At 69.6% G+C, this 19,815-nt stretch carries 12 protein-coding genes; 5 read left to right on the top strand and 7 right to left on the bottom strand.

Annotation, left to right across the window (positions count from 1 at the left end):
• Nucleotides 1–11: 11 nt before the first annotated feature.
• Nucleotides 12–1,913: a serine/threonine-protein kinase gene (locus tag Q664_RS49495; RefSeq protein ID WP_052519688.1), complete on the bottom strand. Its 1,902-nt coding sequence runs from the start codon at nucleotides 1,911–1,913 to the stop codon at nucleotides 12–14.
• 256 nt (nucleotides 1,914–2,169) lie between these two features.
• Here Q664_RS49495 and dtd point away from each other — a divergent pair, with 256 nt between their 5' ends.
• Entirely contained in the window at nucleotides 2,170–2,637 is a 468-nt protein-coding gene (dtd, locus tag Q664_RS49490) for a D-aminoacyl-tRNA deacylase (protein WP_043413923.1), read from the top strand.
• A 19-nt stretch (nucleotides 2,638–2,656) separates the two neighbouring features.
• On the opposite strand, the gene Q664_RS49485 is transcribed toward dtd, so the two are convergent.
• Complete coding sequence (locus tag Q664_RS49485) at nucleotides 2,657–3,118, bottom strand: PTS sugar transporter subunit IIA (protein WP_043413920.1); 462 nt, start codon at nucleotides 3,116–3,118, stop codon at nucleotides 2,657–2,659.
• A gap of 217 nt (nucleotides 3,119–3,335) precedes the next feature.
• On the opposite strand from Q664_RS49485, the gene Q664_RS49480 reads away from it, so the two are divergent.
• Nucleotides 3,336–5,219: a serine/threonine protein kinase gene (locus Q664_RS49480; RefSeq protein WP_160174675.1), complete on the top strand. Its 1,884-nt coding sequence runs from the start codon at nucleotides 3,336–3,338 to the stop codon at nucleotides 5,217–5,219.
• A 45-nt stretch (nucleotides 5,220–5,264) separates the two neighbouring features.
• Entirely contained in the window at nucleotides 5,265–6,179 is a 915-nt protein-coding gene (locus Q664_RS49475; protein WP_084610989.1) for a DUF2381 family protein, read from the top strand.
• Nucleotides 6,180–6,229: 50 nt separating this feature from the next.
• On the opposite strand, the gene Q664_RS54310 is transcribed toward Q664_RS49475, so the two are convergent.
• Nucleotides 6,230–6,970, bottom strand: coding sequence for an Imm52 family immunity protein (locus Q664_RS54310; protein WP_043413914.1), 741 nt, complete (start codon nucleotides 6,968–6,970; stop codon nucleotides 6,230–6,232).
• 12 nt (nucleotides 6,971–6,982) lie between these two features.
• Nucleotides 6,983–8,362, bottom strand: a complete 1,380-nt coding sequence (locus tag Q664_RS53850; protein WP_052519686.1) for a Tox-REase-5 domain-containing protein — start codon at nucleotides 8,360–8,362, stop codon at nucleotides 6,983–6,985.
• A gap of 446 nt (nucleotides 8,363–8,808) precedes the next feature.
• Between Q664_RS53850 and Q664_RS49460 the strand changes: the two genes are divergently transcribed.
• The gene (locus Q664_RS49460; RefSeq protein ID WP_052519685.1) at nucleotides 8,809–10,587 is read left to right on the top strand and encodes a glycoside hydrolase family 3 protein; all 1,779 of its coding nucleotides are present in this window, start codon (nucleotides 8,809–8,811) and stop codon (nucleotides 10,585–10,587) included.
• Nucleotides 10,588–10,590: 3 nt separating this feature from the next.
• Here the strand turns inward: Q664_RS49460 and hpf are convergent, their stop codons facing one another.
• Together hpf and Q664_RS49450 are read right to left on the bottom strand one after the other, a co-directional pair.
• Nucleotides 10,591–11,244, bottom strand: a complete 654-nt coding sequence (gene hpf, locus Q664_RS49455) for a ribosome hibernation-promoting factor, HPF/YfiA family (RefSeq protein ID WP_043413912.1) — start codon at nucleotides 11,242–11,244, stop codon at nucleotides 10,591–10,593.
• Nucleotides 11,245–11,474: 230 nt separating this feature from the next.
• Entirely contained in the window at nucleotides 11,475–13,001 is a 1,527-nt protein-coding gene (locus tag Q664_RS49450; RefSeq protein ID WP_043413908.1) for a sensor histidine kinase, read from the bottom strand.
• Nucleotides 13,002–13,142: 141 nt separating this feature from the next.
• On the opposite strand from Q664_RS49450, the gene Q664_RS49445 reads away from it, so the two are divergent.
• On the top strand, nucleotides 13,143–14,696 hold the full coding sequence (locus tag Q664_RS49445; protein WP_043413907.1) for a sensor histidine kinase: 1,554 nt from the start codon (nucleotides 13,143–13,145) through the stop codon (nucleotides 14,694–14,696).
• 18 nt (nucleotides 14,697–14,714) lie between these two features.
• Here the strand turns inward: Q664_RS49445 and Q664_RS49440 are convergent, their stop codons facing one another.
• A complete protein-coding gene (locus Q664_RS49440; protein WP_043413904.1) occupies nucleotides 14,715–19,616 on the bottom strand; it encodes a pilus assembly protein in 4,902 nt (1,633 codons plus the stop codon).
• Nucleotides 19,617–19,815 lie beyond the last annotated feature (199 nt).

The following is a 19,815-nucleotide window of genomic DNA, read 5'->3' as shown; positions in this document are numbered from 1 at the left end:
TCTGAAACTCCCTACCTCGAGCGCGTGCACGGATCGGTGATCGTGAGCGACTCGCCCGCTTTGATGACGATCTTCTCGGAGTGGTCCTTGAGGGCGGAGTTGTTGATCAGATCGATCTCGTGCACGCCAGGAGGCAAGGGGATGGGTTTCTTCACGGACCTGGTGTCTCCATAGGGCATTAAATCGACGTACACCTCGTGGAAGCACCGCGAGACGATCTTCAGGGTGCCCACTTCCATCGAGAGAGAACGGGGCTTCCCGACAGAAGTCGCATTTTCCTGCGCGGAATTCGGCTCCGTCTTCTGGGACCCCGGCTCCGAGGCCGTAGCCACGGCCTGCGCGGTGGGCGGCGTCTCGGGCTGAGCGGGCGGCTCGACCTTGGGTGGGGGCTGGGCCTCCGGTTGAGTGGGCGGGGGCGGCGGGTCCTTCACGGCCACCGGCGCCTTCGTGACGGACGTCGCGGGCGCATCCGGGACGACCGGATCGCCGTCGCCCTTCTGCATGACCACCCCCACACCCGCCCCAATGAGGACCGCCGCCAGGCCCACGCCCAGCAACGGCTTCAGGAGGGACCTGGAGCCAACGGAAGCAATCTCCGCCGTATCGGGGGCCGCCTGGACCGGAATCACATCGGTGGTGGGCGGAGGAGGACGAGGAGCGGCGGCCTGCGGACGCGCCTGGGGACGTGCCGCCTGCGGGCGAGCGATGGGGGCGGGGCGGGCACCGGGCCGTTCCACCGCCGTTGCCTCGGCCTCGGGCGGAGGCGCGGCCGGGCGGGAGTGGGTGATGACCTTCGGAGCCTCCACCGTCTCGCCGGCCGGCGGGGTCGGCGTGCGCGCGGCTCGCGGAGGCACCACGGGGGCCTCCTGCCGGGGCGCGGGACGTGGGGCGGGAGTCGGCTCGGGCACCGCCCGGGCGAAGCCGGACAGTTGCGTCATGTCCACGGCCAACGCCTTGGCGATCGTCTTCAGCTCGCGCGCCACCGCCTCGGCCGAGGCGGGCCGCTGTTCGGGCTCCTTGGCCAGCAACCGCAGGACGAGCGCATCCAGTTCCGGAGGCAACCCGTCCACCAGCGAGGCCGGCGCGGGCGGCTGGGCCTGCACCTGCTGGATGGCCACGTGCATGGGCGAGTCGCCCCGGAAGGGCAGCCGACCGGTGAGCATCTCGAACAGGATGATGCCCACCGCGTACAGGTCCGTGCGCGGGCTCACCGGCTGGCCACACGCCTGCTCCGGCGCCATGTACTCCGGGGTGCCGACGATCATGCTCGCGCGCGTCTGCGGCGTGGGGCCGTTGGGCGTGGCGCCCTGCTTGGCGAGCCCGAAGTCGAGCACCTTCACGTACTCCGTGCCGTTGGACTCCAGCACCACGAAGATGTTGCCCGGCTTGAGGTCGCGGTGGATGACGCCCACGGCGTGCGCCGCCGAGAGCGCACCGAGCACCTCGATGATGAGCCGGATGGCCTCGGAGGGCGGCATCGGCGCCCGGTCCAGGATGACTTCATCCAGCGGCCGGCCGTTGAGGAACTCCATCACCAGGTACTGGCCGATACCCGGCAGCGTGCCGAAACCGAAGATGTCGATGATGCCGCGGTGGCGGATGGCGCTCACCGCACGGGCCTCGCTGACCAGGTCTCTCGAGCGAATGCCCTCGGAGGAGTCCGGGCGGATGATCTTGATGGCGACCTTGCGGCCGATGACCGGGTGCTCGCCCTCGTAGACGACGCCCATGCCGCCGCTGCCAATGCGCCGGCGCACCAGGTACTCGCCAATCTGCTGGCCCACCAGGACGTCGTCCCTGCGGACGGTGGATTCCCACTCCGCCTCCGGCTCGTCCGATGAGGGAAAACGCTCGTCCAGCGGCACGAGGGGCGCTGCCCGCCTCACGGACTTCTCGTCCAGAGGGGACGCCACGGGTGTTCCGTCACGAGGGCATTGCGTCGCACCATCCGGAAGGGCCCCCCCACAGGTGCGACAGGGTCGCTGAACAGTCATCGGCCGTGCATCTTATGTCACCCCCTCCGGTGAGGTCATCAGGGTGCGCATGGAATGTCCGCACCGGGGGGCAGGCGGATTTGCCTGGGGGGTCCACCGTGGGTACGTTCGCGGCGGTCCGATCGTTCCCCCGCCAGCCAGGCAGCCAGCCCCGCCCCCCTCCCGTGAGCACGACATGAAGGCAGTGGTCCAGCGCGTCCTCGAGGCCTCCGTCACCGTCAACGGCGAGCGCGTCAGCCAGGTGGGCCCCGGGCTGCTCGTGCTGCTCGGGGTGGGCAAGGGCGACACCGAGGCGGACGTGGCGTGGATGGCGGAGAAGCTCGCCACGCTGCGCATCTTCGAGGACGCCGCGGGCAAGATGAACCTGTCCCTGGAGGACACCTCCCGGCAGCTCATCGTCGTCAGCCAGTTCACCCTCTACGGGGATGCGCGCAAGGGCCGGCGGCCCAGCTTCATCGACGCCATGGCGCCGGCGGGCGCCAAGGCCCTCTACGAGCGCGTCTGCGAGGTGCTGCGCGCCCGCGGCCTCACGGTGGGCACGGGCGTCTTCGCGGCGGACATGAAGGTGGCGCTCGTCAACGACGGCCCCGTCACCATCCTCCTGGAGAGCCCGGGGAGCGCGGCGGCGCCAGGCCCGCGCTGAGCGGTCCGGAGACCCGGCGTCAGGGCCGGGCGTCCTCCTGGACGATCAACGCGTGGATGTCCGCGGCCGAGGTGGCGTCGAGGATGGAGGCGCGGAAGCGGGGATTCTTGAAGAGGCGCGAGATGCGCGCCAGTGCCTTGAGGTGGACACCGGCACTGTTTTCCGGGGCCACCAGGGCGAAGAAGAGGTGGGTGGGCTTGCCGTCGATGGCCTCGAAGTCCACGCCCTGGCGCGACACCCCGAAGGCGGCCACCAGGTTGGTGAGCCCGGGCAACTTGCCGTGGGGGATGGCCACGCCCTCACCGATGCCGGTGGAGCCCAGCTTCTCGCGCTCGCGCAACACCTCCACGAGGCGATCCTCCTTCAGGGAGGGATGGGCCCGGGAGAGCACCGCGCTCATTTCGCGCAGCACCGCCTGCTTGTCGCGGGCCTGGAGGTCCGCGATCAGGGCTTCTGGGCTGAGGAACTCGGAGATTCGCAAGCTTGCGCTCCCGCGGTGGCGCTGCCTACGCGGGCAATTACTCCTGAGCCTCGATTCGCGCAAGGGTCGCCTGCCTGCCTTGTCCTCATCCAGGTGGATTCCCGCGCCATCTGCCCGGTAGGCGAATCAGGCGGGGACCCTGTCCTCCCGCGTCCGAATGGCGAAGGGGATGCGACAGGTCATGCTAGCCTCCGAACCCCGGAGGTCGAGTCTCCCTGTGCAAACACCCCTCAACAGACTCCCAGTCCCCGGTGATCGCGTTGGCCCCTACCTCGTGCTGGAGCAGGTGGGCCTGGGCGGCCAGGGCCATGTCTTCAAGGCCGAATGCGCCGGACGTTGGTTCGCCTTGAAGTTCTTCCAGGTCCGCCCGGCCGCCCCCTGCTGGGGCGAGCACGAGCTCGATGTCCTGCGGCGGCTGGAGCACCCCAACGTGGTGCGCATCCTGGGTTACGGCCGCTGGCCGGACCCGGAGCAGGGCTTCCTCTACCTCGTCATGGAGTGGGTGGAAGGGCTGACGCTGGAGGACCATGCCCAGGTGCATGGACTGTCGGCGCGGCGGGCCGCCACGCACACCGTGAAGGTGGCACGCGCGCTCGGGGCGGTGCACGCGGCCGGAGTGAGACACCGGGACGTGAAGCCCGACAACATCCTCATGCGCGGGTTGGACGAAGAGCCCATCCTGGTGGACTTCGGCGTGGCGCACCTGGAGGGGTTGAGCTCGGTGGAAGGGCGAGGGCAGATGGTGGGGACACGGGAGTTCTTCAGCCCGGAGGCGTGCGAGTTCATCTGGGAGCACTACGGCGATGGAGTGCTCTACCGGGCAGACGTATCCGATGAGGTGTGGGCGCTGGGCGTCTCGCTGTACTGGATGCTGACGGGCGCGCTGCCCTTCGGCTCGCGCTTCACCAACCCGAACATGATCAGGGAGATCCGCGACGGGATGACCGTGGCGCCGCACGAGCGCAACGGCCAGGTGCCGGCGGCGCTGAGCGGGGTGTGCATGCGCCTGTTGGAGAAGGACCCGGGAGCACGCCTCGCGGACATGGAGGCCGTGGGCGCGGCGCTGGAGGCGGTCCTCGCCGGAGCCGAGGGGGATTCGCGCTGGGACGTGCCCCTGGTGAAGACAGCACCCCGGCCGCAGCCCGAGCCCCCCTCGCCCCCCGCCGTCCCGACGCCACCGCCCGCCCCCATGGCGAAGCGGAACGTGTGGCGGCGTGTGCTGTCACACCTGTTGCCCACGGGGGTGGGAGTGGTGCCCGTGCGGACCCTCGCGCTGGAGGTGCTGCGGCGGGCGGTGCCTGTCCTGGTGCTGATGCTGTTGGTCGCCGTGGGGACGTGGCTCATCGCCACACGCAGGCACACCCCCGAGTCCGCTCCACCCTCCAGGTCCGAGATAGGAGACCCAACCCCTCATGCCGGTGTTTTCCAGGCAGTGGCGGCGGGCGGGAAGTCTGCCGAATCTTCAGTGGTGGGCGCGGCCCCGTCCTTGTCCTCTCTCCCCGCGCCCGAATCCGCCAACACCATGAGCCCCACGCAGCAGTCCCAGCTGAAGCCCGACGCCACTTCCTCCCTCCGCCCGCAGCGCAAGACGCGGCGCTGCGTTCCCGACCTCAAGGAGGTGTGCCTGGCCGGTGTCTGTACCGTCATGCTCGCCGGGTGCCCGGGAGCACCCGTACAGCAGGTGGTGCGGCCCACGCCCAAGCCCGACAAGTGCCCCCCCGGCTCCGTCGAGACCATGAGGAAGACACTGAGCATCAGTGTCGGGGATGGAGTGGTCACCCAATTTCCCGGGTACGAATACGACGAGCCCGTCACCGTGCACGAGGGTCCCACCCAGGTTCGAATGGAAGAGCCGTTGGGGAAACTGCCCGTCGGCACCATCCTGACGGGAAGGCTGCTCTTCGGAGAGAAACGGCTCTACGGCCGCTTCACCCAGGCCCATCGCGCGGACGGTGAGAGCTTTCCTGTTTGCATCGAGTTCTATCAGGAGGGTAACCCCGGAATGAAACTCATCTCGGGTGCCGGGACCGACACATTCAAAGTCGGGCCCCGCCCGACGGTGAGGACCTTCATCGAATTCGGCGTGAGGCAGGACGACTGAGTCCTCCGGTTCGCATCCCCCACATCTCCCCGGAACCCGACTCCCGTGCCAACCACGTCCCGTACTGGCTTGCTGCTCCTGGCGCTCGTCGCAGGAAACGCCGGTGCCGCTGAAAACACCCCGCCTGCCTCTTGCGAGATGGGAGACCTGCGCATCGAATTGACAGCGGCCCCGCCCAGCGAGACTCCCGTCTTGTGCACCACTCCAGGGCTGACCACCACGCTGCTGTTCGATACGACATTGCTCCGGATGGAGCTGGAGGGACGTGAGCGATTCCACCGCGTCATGGAAGACACGCAAGGGCTCACCTTCGTGCCCTCCGAAGCCATGCTCGGCGAGAAGCCACTGCGCTTGACGGTCTACTTCGCTGACGGAGCGGGCCCCGCGAGCGCCAGCTTCCTCGTGATGGTCCATCCGGCTCTCGCCGCACGACAGGTAGACGTCCTCCGCCACACACGCCCGGTGGCGCTCTACGAGTTGGCGGAACGAAAAGCACAGGCCACGGCTCAGCAGTGCGAGGAGGAGAAAACGCAACTGCGGGCCGAGCTCGATGGGCCCGGAGGGCTCCGGGGACTGCGCTTCTCGGGCCTGATGGACCAGAACCAGGGAGTCAAGGTTCATGACATCAGCACCGCCATCCACCGAAAGCCTGGTAACGCGCTGCACACCTCGAGCATCTGGGCCTACCGCGCCCACCACCGCATCGCCGTGGAAATGGCGCTGCACAATCAGGGCACCAGGCCCTGGACGTTCAAGGACGCATTGCTGAGGTGTGAGAAGGGTGAAGAGTTGAGACCACTTCCCATGTTACGGCCAGACACCATCTCCCCAGGGCAGATGAACGTCCGCATCATGGTGGAGATGGATGCGAAGACCGAGAGCGCCAAGGGCTCGTGCACGCTCACACTCTGGGGAACCGACGGGCGTTTCATCACGCTCGGCAACGTGACCTTCCCGTAGGGCCGCTCCGGAGCGACAGGCATGACCGTCCGTGTGGCTCCGGGCCCGTGTCACTCACTAGCGGGCTTGGGTTGGGGACGCTGGATGAGACCGGCCCGGTCGAGCAGCTCGCGCACTCGGGCGGTGAGCGCCACGTGCTCGGGGTTGCTCGCCGTCATGGGCTCGGGGGAGAGGACCAGGAGCCAGCCCAACGTCCCCACCGGCTCGATGCGCACCGGAGCGGGCAGCGGCGGCAGCCTGCCCAGACGGCGCGACAGATACGTCAGCCAGCCCACCCGCACCTCGAGCTCACCCTTCTCCATGAGGTCCACCATGTCCGAGGAACTGGCCATGGCGAAGTCGGGGTCCCACGCCGTGGCCATGCTGGTGAGCACCTCGGTCAGCACGGGGGAGCGCACCAATCGCTCCCAGACCGCGCTCTTCCCGATAGGAGAGAGCACGCACGAATTGGGCCCTCCCCACGAGTATCCTCCACAGGAGAAGTGGATCATGAGGGCCTCCTTCTTGGCATTCCACACCATCTGGCTGAAGCCCATCTCCTCGATGACCTTCCTGCCAGCGTCCGTGCGGTGCTTGCCCTTGAGAAGGAGAGACTCCAACTCCTTCATCTCCGGGCGAACGGGCCAGCCCGGTAGCTCGCGGGGGAAGCCACGACCCGCCCGGTACCATTGGCCAAATGCCGGGTCACACCGCGCCAACATGTGGAGGAGGAGCTCGAAGCGCCGCGCGCACTCCAGCGCCGTTTCCTGGCGCGCTCCCCAGTACGCACCCACGTAGTACTTGTCCTGCATGCGTGCTCCTTTCTACTGCACGGGCCGCGTATGTTGGACGTTGATGTTCTTCCAGCCTCTCCCCTTGAAGAGTTCGCGGAGGTACTCCGCCACCTTGGCATCGGCGACATGCCAGCTCAGCGGCCTCCCCAACCTTTGGGCCATCTTCGACTGATTCTCGGCCTGCTCCATCAGCTGAGTGAACCCACCAGACGCATGGAACCAGGGCTTGGGTGTGCCGTCCGTCTCGAAGAAGGAGCAGTAGCCGGGACCCTTGGCCTCCAGCAGTTCCCCCAGCTTGATGCCGTCGAACTCCAGGTCACCCATCATGTACACCCACCAGGCGGGCCGCCCCGTCACCTGCTCCTGGTAGTCCAGGGAGCGCTTGGACTCGGTCGTGGGCTTCTTGTACGTCCACCTACCAGGTTCCCGCTCCGGAGCTGTCTTGGAGTCCTTCTCCGTTTTGTCGCTCGTGCCACCGCTTGCTCCCCGGCTTCTGCCCGCCATGTGGAGGATGGAGGAGGCGCTCAGGTCCAGGCCCATCGTGACCGTCGTCCCCGCAGCCACCACGGCTCCGCCCAGCACCAGCTCGCCCTCCGCTGTGACGGATAGCACCGGCAGCTCCGCCCCCAGCCCGCCCAGGCGTCCCACCGTGGCCCGCGCGCCTCCGAGCAACATGAGCAGGTGGGTGGACAAGCGCGCCGCCTCGCGTATCTGGTCCTCCCGCGACATGGCCCCGTAGCGCGCGAAGTACTCGGGTGAGGTGGCAATCAGGTACGCCAGCGTGACGGGCAGTTGCCCCAGGTCCTCCAGCGTTCGGATGGGGTGGAGCACGGAGTGCGCCAGCGCCAGCGTCATCTCCGCCAGCGCGTCCTGGGCTCCGTCGAGCGCGGCGTTGAGCGGGTCCCTCCCCAGGCCCAGCTCCGCCAGGGGTGAGCTGTCCGCGCGCCGCAAGGCCTCGGTGGCCGGATAGAAAACACCACCGTGCGAGAAGTAGAAGGCGCCCACCACGAGGCGGCCCACCCTCCACTCCCCCTCCACCAGCTTCAGAGGGCCCCGGCGTTGAAGCGGCGTGCCGTCGAGCGCGGCCACCAGGTAGCCGTCCGGACGCACCAGCACCAGCAATCCGAAGCGTTCGGCCCGCCACTTCAAGTCGGCGTAGTCCACGCGCTCGCCGCCCGCGAGCACCTCGCGCAGCAACCAGGACAGCGCCCGGCGCGGAGCAAGGCTCCGCTGCGTCACGGGCGTCTTCGCCAGGTGGCCCAGCAGTTGGCGCGCCTGCTCCACGTAGAGCGCCGCGCCCGAAGGGTGCCGGGCCTCCTCCCCGAGGCCACTGGCCTCCTGCACCACCTGGAAGGAGTCCTCCGTCTGATCGGGAAAGCCGCCCGCGGACCCCTCTGTCTCTTCCGGCACACCAGGGACAGCGGGCCACCGGGATCCGGCACCGTCACGGAACGCAGTGGGCCGCGAGTGAAGACCGAAGCCGCTCGTCAGGCTCGCGCGAGGAGGGCCCGTGGCGCACCCGCCGACGAGAACGGCCAGCGCCAGGGCCAGAAGCAGCCGCGCCCCCGCGGAGAGCTCGCCGACAACACGCGTGGACAAGTCGCACCGCCTTCCGCCGCATGGACTGGACAACAGGCCTCCCGGACTTCAGGGAACCCATCTTGCCCCCCTTCGCTGGATGAGCAGTGGTCGACGCCTCCCCGTCACACCCCACCCACACCCACACGACTGATGGACATCTACCCACCGCGTGGGCACCACCGCCCCACCGGACGGAGCGCTCGCGACGGGTATCTGCGACTTCTCTGGCCAGAAAATGGAGGGCGCGAAGGGCTCGTCTAGGCTCCGGGCCCACCGTGTTCCCCCGGCCCCTCCGCGCGCTCCTCCTCCCGCTCGTCCTCTGCTTCGGGGCCTGTGCCACCACCGCCAGCCTGCCCGAAGCCGCCGCGCCCCTGGCCCCCGTCCAGGCCGAGCAGGCCCCTCCACCCACTCCACCCTCGGCGGACGAGCTGCGCCGGGCCCGCGCCGAGCACCTCCTGGCGGGCCTGTCCCTCGAGGACAAGGTGGGCCAGTTGATGATGGTGGGCTTTGGTGGCACCACCGTGGACGAGTCCGTGGAGGCGCTGGTGCGCGGCCGCCGGGTGGGCGGGGTGTGCCTCTTCCGGCGCAACATCGCCAGCGGCGAGCAGGTGGCCCGCCTCAACGACGGTCTACTCCGGCTGCTGGCCGACGGCATTCCCCCCTTCCTCGCGCTGGACCAGGAGGGGGGCAACGTGGTGCGGGTGAAGGACGACGTGGTGGTGCTGCCGGGCAACATGGCGCTCGGAGCCACCCGCTCGGCGGAGCTGGCCTACGCCGCGGGGCTCGCCCAGGGCGAGGACCTCAAGCGCCTGGGCTTCAACATGAACCTGGCGCCCGTGCTGGACGTCAACCTCAACCCGCGCAACCCCGTCATCGGCATCCGCTCCTATGGCGACTCGGTGCCGCTCGTCTCCGAGCTGGGGCGGGCCTTCGTCCGCGGCCAGCAGGACGCGGGACTCGTCACCGTGGCCAAGCACTTCCCCGGCCACGGCTCCACCGACGCGGACAGCCACACCGCCCTGCCCATCATGCGCGAAACCCGCGAGGAGGTACTCGCCCAGATGGAGCCCTTCCGCGCCGTCATCCAGGACGGGCTGGACGGGTTGATGACGGCCCACGTGGCCGTGCCCGGCCTCACCGGCGACGACATGCCGGCCACCGTGCACCCCCAGGTGCTGGACGGGCTGCTGCGCCAGCGGCTCGGCTTCGACGGGCTGGTGCTCACCGACGAGCTGGAGATGGACGCCATCGCCCGGCGCTATGGCGTGGGCCGCGCCGCGGTGATGGCGGTGAAGGCCGGCGCGGACATGGTGCTCGTCCCCTGGCGCGCGGAGAAGAAGACGGAGGTGTACGAGGCCCTCATGACGGCGGCCTGGAGCGGCGAGCTTCCCCGGGCCCGCCTGGACGCCGCCGTGCGCCGCATCCTCACCTCCAAGCTGCGCCGCGGCCTCTTCGAGCCGCCGCCCCTGCTGGAGGAGCGCCTGGCCACCCCACCCGCTCCGGAGAACGCCGAGGTGGCCCACCGCATCGCCCGCGCCGCCGTCACCCTGCTGCGCACCGACGGCAAGCACTTCCCGCTCTCCCCCGGCACGCGCCTGGGCCTCATCACCCCGGAGCACTCGCTGGGCGAGGCCATCCTCGAGCGCGTCCCTGGCGCCCAGGTGCTCCACGTCCCCACGTGGCCCTCTCCCGCACGCCGGGCCGTGCTGAGGCAGCAGGCCCGCCGTCTGGCGCTCGGCTCGGACGTGGTGGTGGTGGGAATCATCAACTCCCGCCAGCTCGAGCTCGTCACCATGGCCGCCGCCACGGGTCGCCCGGTGCTGGTGGTGTCCATGGGCCTGCCCTACCTCGCCGAGCACGCCGACGAGGCCCGGGCCGTGCTGGCCATCTACTCGTACCAGCCCGCCGCCACCGAGGCCGCCGCCGCCGCCCTCTTCGGGGAGATCGGCACACCGGGCCGGCTCCCCGTGGGACTGAGCCGGCTCGCCTTCGGTCACGGACTGGACGCACCGCGCCCCGGGCGGGCGGCCCGCTCGGAGCGCGGCAAACGCTAGGACTCAGCCCGCGGTGGGCGCGGAGCCGTGCACGCCGATGAGGCCGTACTGCCCGTCCTCCTTGCGCCGGTACACCACGCAGACCTCGTGCGTGGTGGCGTGCTGGAAGACGTAGAAGTCCTGGTTCATCAGGTTCATCTGCATCACCGCCTCGTCCACCGCCATGGGCTTCACGGTGATCTCCGCGGTGCGCACGATGCGCGTGGTGGACTGCGCGAGCTGCCCGGTGGCCGGCGCGCTCGGAGCGGGCTGCGCCACGGGAGCGGGCGGCACGGCCTCCTCCTGGAACTCCTCGGGCAGCTCGAACACCTTGTGGCGCACCTTGAGCTGGTTCACCAGCTCCTGGCGGTGGTGCACGCGCTCGCGCCCGTGGTGGTTCTTGATCTTCTCCTTGTACTTGCGCAGCTGCGCTTCGATCTTGTCCATCGCGAGATCGATGGACGCGTACATGTCCTCGCTCTTCTCCCTGCCGCGCAGCACCCAGGAGCCGGAGTGGATGGTGATCTCCGCGTGGTGCAGGTGCCGCTCGAGCGACAGCACCACGTGGGCCTCACCGGCCCTGTCCAGGTACTTGTTCACCCGCTCGACCTTCTCCTTCGCGTACTCCTTGAGGGCATCGGACGAGCCGAACTGGCGGAAGGTGATGTTGAGCTGCATGCGTTGATTGCCTCCGTTGGGGGCTTGGAGTGAGACGACCGGAGCTCCGGTACAGATCAGAAACGCTCTGAAGGGCCGAAAGCAACCCGCCCACTCGAAAGGACGGCTGATCGCACTCCACTCAACAGGCAGTGTCGTCTTGACTTTCCAGCTCGACTGGACTCCTGACACACCCAGTGCGAGCGGCGGAGCGACGGGGAATCCCTGGACGAGAAGCCGGGTTGCAGTTGTTACAGAGGGAGTTCGACCACGAAGGCCGCGCCGCGTCCGCCGGGCCCCGCCTCCACGTGCACGTGGCCGCGGTGGCCCTCGACGATCTGCCGCACGATGAAGAGGCCGAGTCCCAGGCCGCCGGCGCGCGCCACGCCGCGCACCTGCTCGAAGCGCGAGAAGATGCGCTCGCGATCGGCCTCGGGGATGCCGGGCCCCTCGTCCCGCACCACCAGCCGCGCGCCCTCCGGGGTCCGCTCCAGCCGCACGTCCATGGGCTGCCCCCCGCCGTGGCGCAGGGCGTTGGCCAGCAGGTTGAGCACCACCTGCTCGAGCCGCAGCCGATCGAAGCGCCCCACCAGCGCCGGGGTGATGTCCGCGGTGAGGGACACGCCCGCCAGCCGGGCCTCCTCGCGGGTGCGCTCCACCAGCTCGGACACCAGCGCCGACAGGTCCCCCGTGGAGAAGAGGAAGTCCAGCTTGCCGTGGCGCATGCGTCCCACGTCCAGCAGGTTGTCCACCAGCAGGCTCGAGCGCCGCAGCAGCCGGTCGATGGCCTCCAGCCGCGTCCGCACCTTCTGGGAGTCCAGCGGCGTGGAGCCCGCCTCCGTTTCCAGCCGCCGCAACATCTGCATCTGCAGCAACAGGCCGGTGAGCGGCGTCTTGAGCTCGTGACTGGCGAGCGACAGGAAGTCCTCGCGCACGCGCACCGCCTCCTGCAGCGCCAATTCCGTCTGCTTCAGGGTGGTGATGTCGAGCATGGCGCCGCGCACCACCATGGGCCGGCCCTGGGTGTCCCGCATCACGGTGGCGCGGCTGGTGAGCCAGTGCCAGGTGCCATCCGGCCAGCGGGTGCGGAAGGTGGACGTATAGGACTTCACGTCGTTGTGGAAGATGCCGGTGACCTGGGCCTCCACCTCCGGCCGGTCCTCCGGGTGGAGCGAGGCGAGGAACTTCTCGTGGGTCCACTCCTTGAGCGGCTCGGGGTAACCGTAGAGCCGGTCATGCCCCTCCGAGCGGAACACCTGGCCGGTGGCGAGGTTCGTCTCCCAGACGGCCATCTGCGCGGAGTCGAGCGCCACCTGGAAACGCTCGCCCAACAGCCGGAAGCGCTTCTCCGTCTCCTCCACCAGGGCCTGGGCCTCCTCGCGCTGGGTGATGTCCGAGGCGAGCACCCACAGCTCGTCGCGCACGGGGACGACGGACACCTCCACCCAGGAGCGCGGCGGCAGCGAGGCGAGGAAACGCGCGGGCTGGCGCGTCTCGAGCGCCGTCAACAACCGCCCGTGCAACGTCCTGCCCGCCAGCGCGGGCACCGCCCCCCACGGCTCCTGGCCGAGCAGCCGCTCGGCGGCCACTCCGAACAGGGCCACCGCCCGCGTGTTGCAATCGAGCACCCGCCCCCGTCCATCCAACGACAGGAAGGCCTCGGACATGTGCTCGAGCAACAGCCTCAGGCGATCATCGGCCGGCAACCCGGAGCTGTCGGAGTTGGAAGAAGGCGCCTGGCCGGAACCGGGCGCGCTCGGAACGGAGGGCGCGCTCACGCCGCCACGGTCGCTGGCACGGGCCGCCCCGTCAAGAACACAGCACCCGGAGTGAAGCGGAATGGACGCCAGGAGGAAGGGGACGTCCGCATGACGCTATTGTATGAGGGCTCCCGGCCCCCCCCGGGACTGGCCCGCCGAATGGAAAAGACCCCCTCCTCCCAGCCACCCTCGCCCGTCGTGCTCATCGTCGAGGACGATGACGCCAGGCGGTACCTGCTCGCGCGGACGCTGGAGCTGGCGGGCTTCAGGACGTGGCAGGCCGCCACCGCGGGTGAGGCCTTCCAGCTCGCCCGGGAGGGGCCGGATGTCCTGCTGCTGGACGTGCGCCTGCCAGACCTGACGGGTTTCGAGGTGAGCCGCAGGTTGAAGGCGGACCCGGCCACGGCCGCCCTCCCCATCATCCAGATGTCCGCCAACTTCACCACCACCCAGGACAAGACCCAGGGGCTGCTCGGAGGCGCGGACGGCTACCTCGTGGCCCCGGTGGAGCCCGAGGAGCTGGTGGCCACGCTGCGCACCGTGCTGCGCACCCACGAGGTGGCCCGGGAGCGCGCGCAGCTGCTGGAGTCCGAGCGCGCCGCCCGTACCGAGCTGGAGGCCGTCAACGCCCAATTGCGCACGCAGGTGCACATCCTCGCGAACGTGCAGGACAGCATCATCGTGTCGGACCTGTCCGGCCTCATCACCTACTGGAACGAGGGGGCCACCCAGCTCTTCGGCTACAGCGCCGGGGAGATGATGGGCCAGTCGGTGGCGAGGCTCTACCCGAGCCAATCCGCCGAGGAGCTCGCGGCGGGCCTCGCCCGCATCCTCACCACCGGCGAGCGCAAGGGCGAGTGGCTGGGAAGGCGCAAGGACGGGAGCGAGGTGTGGGTCGGCATCCGCACCGTTCCCATCCGCTCGGCCGGGGGAGAGCTCTCCGGCTTCATCGGGGTGGGCCGGGACGTCACCGAGCTGCGCGAGCTGCGCGCCGAGGCCCTGCGCCGGGCGGAGCTGTCGCAACAGCTCATGGGCATCGTCAGCCATGATCTGCGCAACCCGCTCACCGCCATCACCCTGGCGGCGGAGTCGGGCCTGCGCAAGCAGGGCCGGGACGAGGCCGCCCAGGTGCGCCTGCTCACCCGCATCCGCAGCAGCGCCGAGCGGATGACGCGCATGGTGAGGGAGCTGCTGGACTTCACCCAGGCCAGCATGGGCAGCGGCATCATCATCCAACCGCAGCCGGTGGACCTGCACGAGCTGGCGCGGCAGGTGGTGGAGGAAGTGCAGTTCGCCTACCCCGGGCGCACGCTCCGGCTGGAGTGCACGGGCGCTGGCGAGGGAACACTGGACGCGGACCGCATCGCGCAGGTGCTGACGAACCTGCTGACCAACGCCCTCCAGTACAGCCCGCCCGATACGCCCGTGACCGTGAGCAGCACGAGCGAGGACGGCATGCTGCAATTGCGCGTGCACAACCTGGGGACGCCCATCTCGCCCGAGGACCAGCGGCACATCTTCGAGCCCATGCGGCGCGGGGCGAACAGGACGGACAACGCCCAGCGCAGCATCGGCCTGGGACTGTTCATCGTGAAGCACGTGGTGCGCGCCCATCACGGCGACATCCAGGTGCGCTCCAACCGCGAGGAAGGCACCACCTTCCGGGTGCGCCTCCCTCGCGACGCGCGGAACGCCGGGTCCTCGAGGGAGTGACCCGGCCGTCCCCACGCCTCACGGACAGAAGCGGGTGTCCGCGTGCCGGCACGCGTGCAGGTTGCGCGGCACCTCCAGCCAGGAGATGTCCGGCGTGGTGTTCTTGCGCTCACGCAGCGTCTCGCTGACGGGAGCCTGGCCCACGCCCGGCATCACCACCTCGTAGCGGATGCCGCCCGTCGAGGACACGGAGACGACCGCCGCCGGCTCCGGAGGCGGCGCCCACGCATCCAGCGTCTTGGCGGGCATGTACCCGAGCAGCTTGCCCTCCGCGTCCGTCACCCGGAAGCCCTCCGCCTGGTCCGGCATGCCGGTGATGACGTCCGCCTGCCACGAGCGGCTGAGGTCCCCTCCACCCGACAGCTTGCAGGCGGAGACGGTGGCCGCCGCGGGAGGCGAGAAGCTCGGCCAGAACACGATGCCGCCCAACACGGCCGAGCCCGCCGCCGTCTTCTCCTGCAGGCCGCCATACCGGAGGAACCAGCCCGGCCCCTCCATCGTGCCCCGCGGGAGCGACACGAGCGTGCTGGTGGGGACGTAGCGCCGAGGGCCCAACTCCGGGTGCACGTACGTCGCGTAGGCGCTGTCCGGAATCGTGACATCCACCAGCGAGCAGTCGACTCCCGCGCCGCAAGCGAAGGCGGTGTCCGTCACACGCTTGTCGTCGAACGCGAGGGCCTCGGTGGCGCTCTCGAAGTGACGCTGCCAACCGCCATACGCGTGGAAGCCGAAGTAGCGGTTGTGCGGCACCCTGGCCGCGTCCGCGCCCAGGTTCAGGTCCCCGTGCGAGTCCGTGGGAAGCGTGGCCAGCGTGCACGACCACTCACCACCCGCCTTGGCGCACTCGGCATCCGAGCTGGCGGGCTCCGGCGCCCCCGCCGCGGGGAAGTAGTAGGAGCCACTGCCCAGCGCCGTGCTGTTGTCACACCGGATGCGCAGGCCCGTGAGCTCCATGCGCGCGGACGAGCACACCGGCGCCACCGAGCCCGAGAGCGCGCCCGTGTTCTTCACCAGCACGCCGTTGTCGTACTCGATGACGGACGTGCGCAGCAGACCGTTGATGTCGGCGGTGAGCTCCGCCTCCACGTCGCACTTCATCCGCACGCACGCCAGCAGATCATCCGGGCCGCAGTTCGTTCCCTCCTTGGAGCGCAGATGCTGCCGGTCTCCCGTGCCCAGGAAGGCGCGCAGCCAGCCCGTCTCCGGCTGACGCACGGTGGAGGCGAGGTGGAAGAAGGGCTGCTTCTCGAAGTCCTTGCCACGCGCCATCTCCAGCGAGCGCGCGCCGAACCAGTTGTTCACCCGGCCATCGCTCCCGAGCACGCCCGGCGTGTGGAAGCGGAACGTCCACACCTGGCCGCCCAGGTCACCGACGACGAGCGTGTCGAAGAAGCCATCCAGGTCCATCCGCACGCTCTCCGCGTCGCCAATGTCCACCAGCGCCGGCGCCGCCGCGATGGGCAGCATCCGGTTGAGCACCGTCGTGTACGCATCCGGCGAGGCCACACCGGGCCGCGCCTCCGCGGACCACAACGTGTCACCCGTCCACGCATCCAGCATGTACACACCGCGGCCACGCGACAGGTCCGCGCTGTACCCGCCGTTGAGCACCGCCACCCAGCGCTCCTCCCAACCGCGCGCATTGCTCGTCGCGAGCCGCACCGGGCCGATGGGCGGCGGCTTGGGCGCGAAGTTCGCCCACGACTGGCCCACCATGGCCGACTCCGGCTCACACGCGTTGGGGAACATCCAGCGGAAGGGCTTGCCGTCCGGCTTCAACATCTCGCGCGGGTTCGTCACGTCCAACGCGGCGAAACGCTGGCCACCCGAGCGCTCGGTGAGGATCGCCAGCGAGTGGAACTCGCCCGCCTCCTTCACGCCGTTGCCCGTGCTCGTGCCGCTCGCGGAGCCGTCCGCCCAGACGTCACGCACCATGGCCGTGCCGTCCACGAAGTACTCGTGGCCGTTCAGCATCAGGCCCAGCTTGGGCAGCAGGTCCGGCGGGATGAAGCCCCACAGCTCCTGGCCCGTGCCCAGGTCGTGCACGTCGTCGACGGCGCTCGTCTTGTCCCGCGCGAGGGCCGTGCCCGCGTGCACCGCGTGCAGCATGCCGCCGTTGGAGCCCACCAGCACGATGCGCTCGCGCTTCGCGTTCGCCTCGCGGAACACGTCATAGGAACCGAACCGGTTCGCGCTGGAGCCGCGCGGCGGATCCATCGGCGTGGCCGCGTAGCAGGGCTTGCCCGCGGACGGCGTGGCGCACGACGTCTCGGACGACACCGAGGCGGTGAAGTCGTCGTAGAGCGTGGACAGGCACTGGCCACTCAGCCCCAACGTACACAGGAAGGGCTCGATGGGCGGCTCCACCGTCACCGGCGTGGAGTGGAAGATGTCCGCGAGCTTGCACGAGCGCGACGGATTGCCCGAGCACGGCCGGTCCTCGTCCGTGAGCAGGTCTCCGTCGTAGTCGAACACGTCCACGCCGCGCACGAAGCGGATGAGCGTGTCCACGCACTCGGCCCGCTGCGCGGGCGTGCCCGTCCAGGCCTTCTTCAGCTTCGCGAAGGCCACGGCGCAGAAGCCATCCCCGGCCGCCAGCAGGTACTCCTCCAGCTCGGCGCGGTGGGCCACGTCGAAGGGCATGGGCGGGTTGTCCGCCTGCGTGAAGCGGCCATCCTTGTCACGGTCCACGAGCGTGAAGAGGCAGCGGCCTCCCGTGGGGTCGAGCGGATCCGCCGGGTTGCACGGCGCGCTCGCGCTGCGCTGGCCGAGCGTCTCCGCCAGGTCCCAGAAAGGCTGGGCCGGCGTGCCGCCCACCAGACGGCCATCGCTGGAGAGGGTGGCCGTCTGCACCTTCACCCAGACGCCCTCGGTGTTCTCCTGGACGATGTTGGCGCGCGTGAAGCTGGAGGGGTCCGGCACCGCGCCCGGCGCCGTCGTGAAGCCCGCCGGCTTGTCGAGGAAGAAGGAGTCGTCGCAGTCCTTGTCTCCATTGAGGTCGCGCGGGTCTCCCAGCGGGCTCCGGGCCCGGGCCAGCTGGCAGCCCTGCGAGAACTCGCTGAAGAAGAAGAAGCGGTAGAGGTGGCCCTCGTAGGGCCGGCCCCGGCGCGGCGTGAAGCGCGGCACGTAGGAGGACTGCGAGCCTCCCGACTGCACACTCGCGACACTCGCGGACGAGAACGCCGTGGAGACCTCCTTCACATCCCCGAGCGCGGCCATGAGCGCATCGCGCAGCTCTCCCGCGTTGTTGGCGCGGAAGAACCGGCCCTTGCCCGCCTTCGCGATGCTCTGGAGCATCGGGCTGTTGTCGCCGTAGCCGATGGTGTACGTGCGCACGGACTGGTCCCCCGCGAGGTCATCGCGCAGGTCCGCGTTGGCCAGGAAGAAGGCCACGTCGTCCATGAAGTTCTTGTTCGTCTTCGCCAGACCCGTGGGCCAGTTGGCGTAGTCGCAGTCCTCCTTCGTCGCGCCGAACTCGTCGCAGTAGTTCACCCCACCCGGCGCCGGGTTCGTCTCCGGGCTGCTCGGGTCGAACGTGAGCGGCGTACCGTCCGCGTGCTTCGCGCCCCGCGCCTTCAGCACCTCCATCATCTTCGTGATGGGCACCGTGTTGTCGTACCGGGGCGCGCCATCCGCCAGCACGATGATGGAGCTGGCCTGGCAGGCCGAGCACACGGAGCGGTCCGCGCCCATGCCCTCCCACGGCTGCGTGTCCTTGAGCCACTCGTCCGGAGACTGCGCGCCCCACGGCTCGCCGTCCTTGCCCGTGAGCACATCATCCACCGTGCCGCCGTTGCAGCACCCCGGCCAGCCCCAGCCCGGGCTGATGGGGTTGGTGAACCAGTTGGCCCACCGCCCATCCACCTTCTGCGAGGAGAAGTACCCACCCAATCCGAAGAGCGCCTCGCCAATGGAGCGCTCGTCGTTGCGGAAGGAGATGGAGTTGATGGCCTCGCGCAGCTCCGCCCGCCCGAGCGCCGTCTCGTCCAGCACAGGAAGCGACTTGTCACACGAGGGCTTCAGCGGCCGCAGCAGCACCGGCGGATCGAACCAGCCATGATCCGGGCCGAACGTGGCCACGCCCATGCGCAGATCCACCGCCGTGGAGACCACGTCCTTGAGCACCTTGCGCGCCACCACGAACTTCGGCGGGCGCACGTTGAGCACGCGGCCGCTCAGCACCCACTTGCGCCGCGCCTCCACCGGCAGCGTCTCGCCCGCGGGGGCCGTGGGCGTGCTCGCCAGCGGACCCCTCCACCAGCCCTTGTCCGTCAGGCACTTCTGGCACTCCGTGTACACGGGCGAGCCCCACGGCTCGCTCCAGTCCATGGCGTTGCCGCACACCTGCATCAGGTCCGTGAAGCCCAGCGTGCTCCGCATGTCCACCGGCAGGGAGTACGGGCCCTCCTCCACCTGCCACGCCAGGCGCCGCCCGCGCGAGTGGTAGTACTTGTCCGGCTCGAAGAAGTGCGTCTCCGTCGTGGAGAAGTCCGGGTCCGCGTCGAACGGAATGGCGCCGTTGAGCGCTGGATCCGCGCTCCCACGGTCGAACCACTTCATCGCGTCCACCAGCGCCGGGTCCGAGCAGCCCGGCTTCGAGGTGTCACCCACCTCGGGCAGGTACTGCGCGTACTCCTGCATGGACGCGTTGTTGCCCAGCAGGAAGATGGCTCCCGGCGGGCTCGAGGGCACCTCGAAGAACTCCTTGTCGCCTCCACCCGAGGCGTGAATCATCGTGTCACCCAGCGCGGCCGCGCCCGTGCAGCACGCGGCCTTCCCGGGCACCGGTACACTGCCCGTGCGGCCCGGCAGGGCCAGCAGCCCCGCGGCTCCAGCGGCCAACAGCCCCGCCGCCAGTCCCACGCGGCGGTTGAACCACCGCTTTCCCGCACGTCCCACTGCGTCGAAATCGATGCGCATATCCAGGCTCCCTGAAGCCGGCCCACCCCCCACCGACTCCCTTCGCCCTCGCACCCGGACAGAGTGGACCGCACCCTCCAGCAGAGTCCGGAGCCCTGACACCCCGCACGCACCCCCAGGGGAAATATGCCGTGGCATCAAATCGCCACGACTTGAGGTCATAATGAGCCCGGCTCGGTGAGGACTTTCCTCAACCCGG

This window comes from Archangium violaceum Cb vi76 (assembly GCF_000733295.1).
GTDB classification, from domain to species: Bacteria; Myxococcota; Myxococcia; order Myxococcales; family Myxococcaceae; genus Archangium; species Archangium violaceum.
The sequence above is the reverse complement of the archived record's forward strand: the minus strand, read 5'-3'. Positions and strand labels throughout refer to the sequence as shown.

Bases quoted from the DNA above. Each gene is read 5' to 3' on its own strand.
- Q664_RS49445 (WP_043413907.1), top strand. From the start codon at position 13,143: ATGGAAAAGACCCCCTCCTCCCAGCCACCCTCGCCCGTCGTGCTCATC.
- dtd (WP_043413923.1), top strand. From the start codon at position 2,170: ATGAAGGCAGTGGTCCAGCGCGTCCTCGAGGCCTCCGTCACCGTCAAC.
- hpf (WP_043413912.1), bottom strand. From the start codon at position 11,244: ATGCAGCTCAACATCACCTTCCGCCAGTTCGGCTCGTCCGATGCCCTC.
- Q664_RS54310 (WP_043413914.1), bottom strand. From the start codon at position 6,970: ATGCAGGACAAGTACTACGTGGGTGCGTACTGGGGAGCGCGCCAGGAA.
- Q664_RS49440 (WP_043413904.1), bottom strand. From the start codon at position 19,616: ATGCGCATCGATTTCGACGCAGTGGGACGTGCGGGAAAGCGGTGGTTC.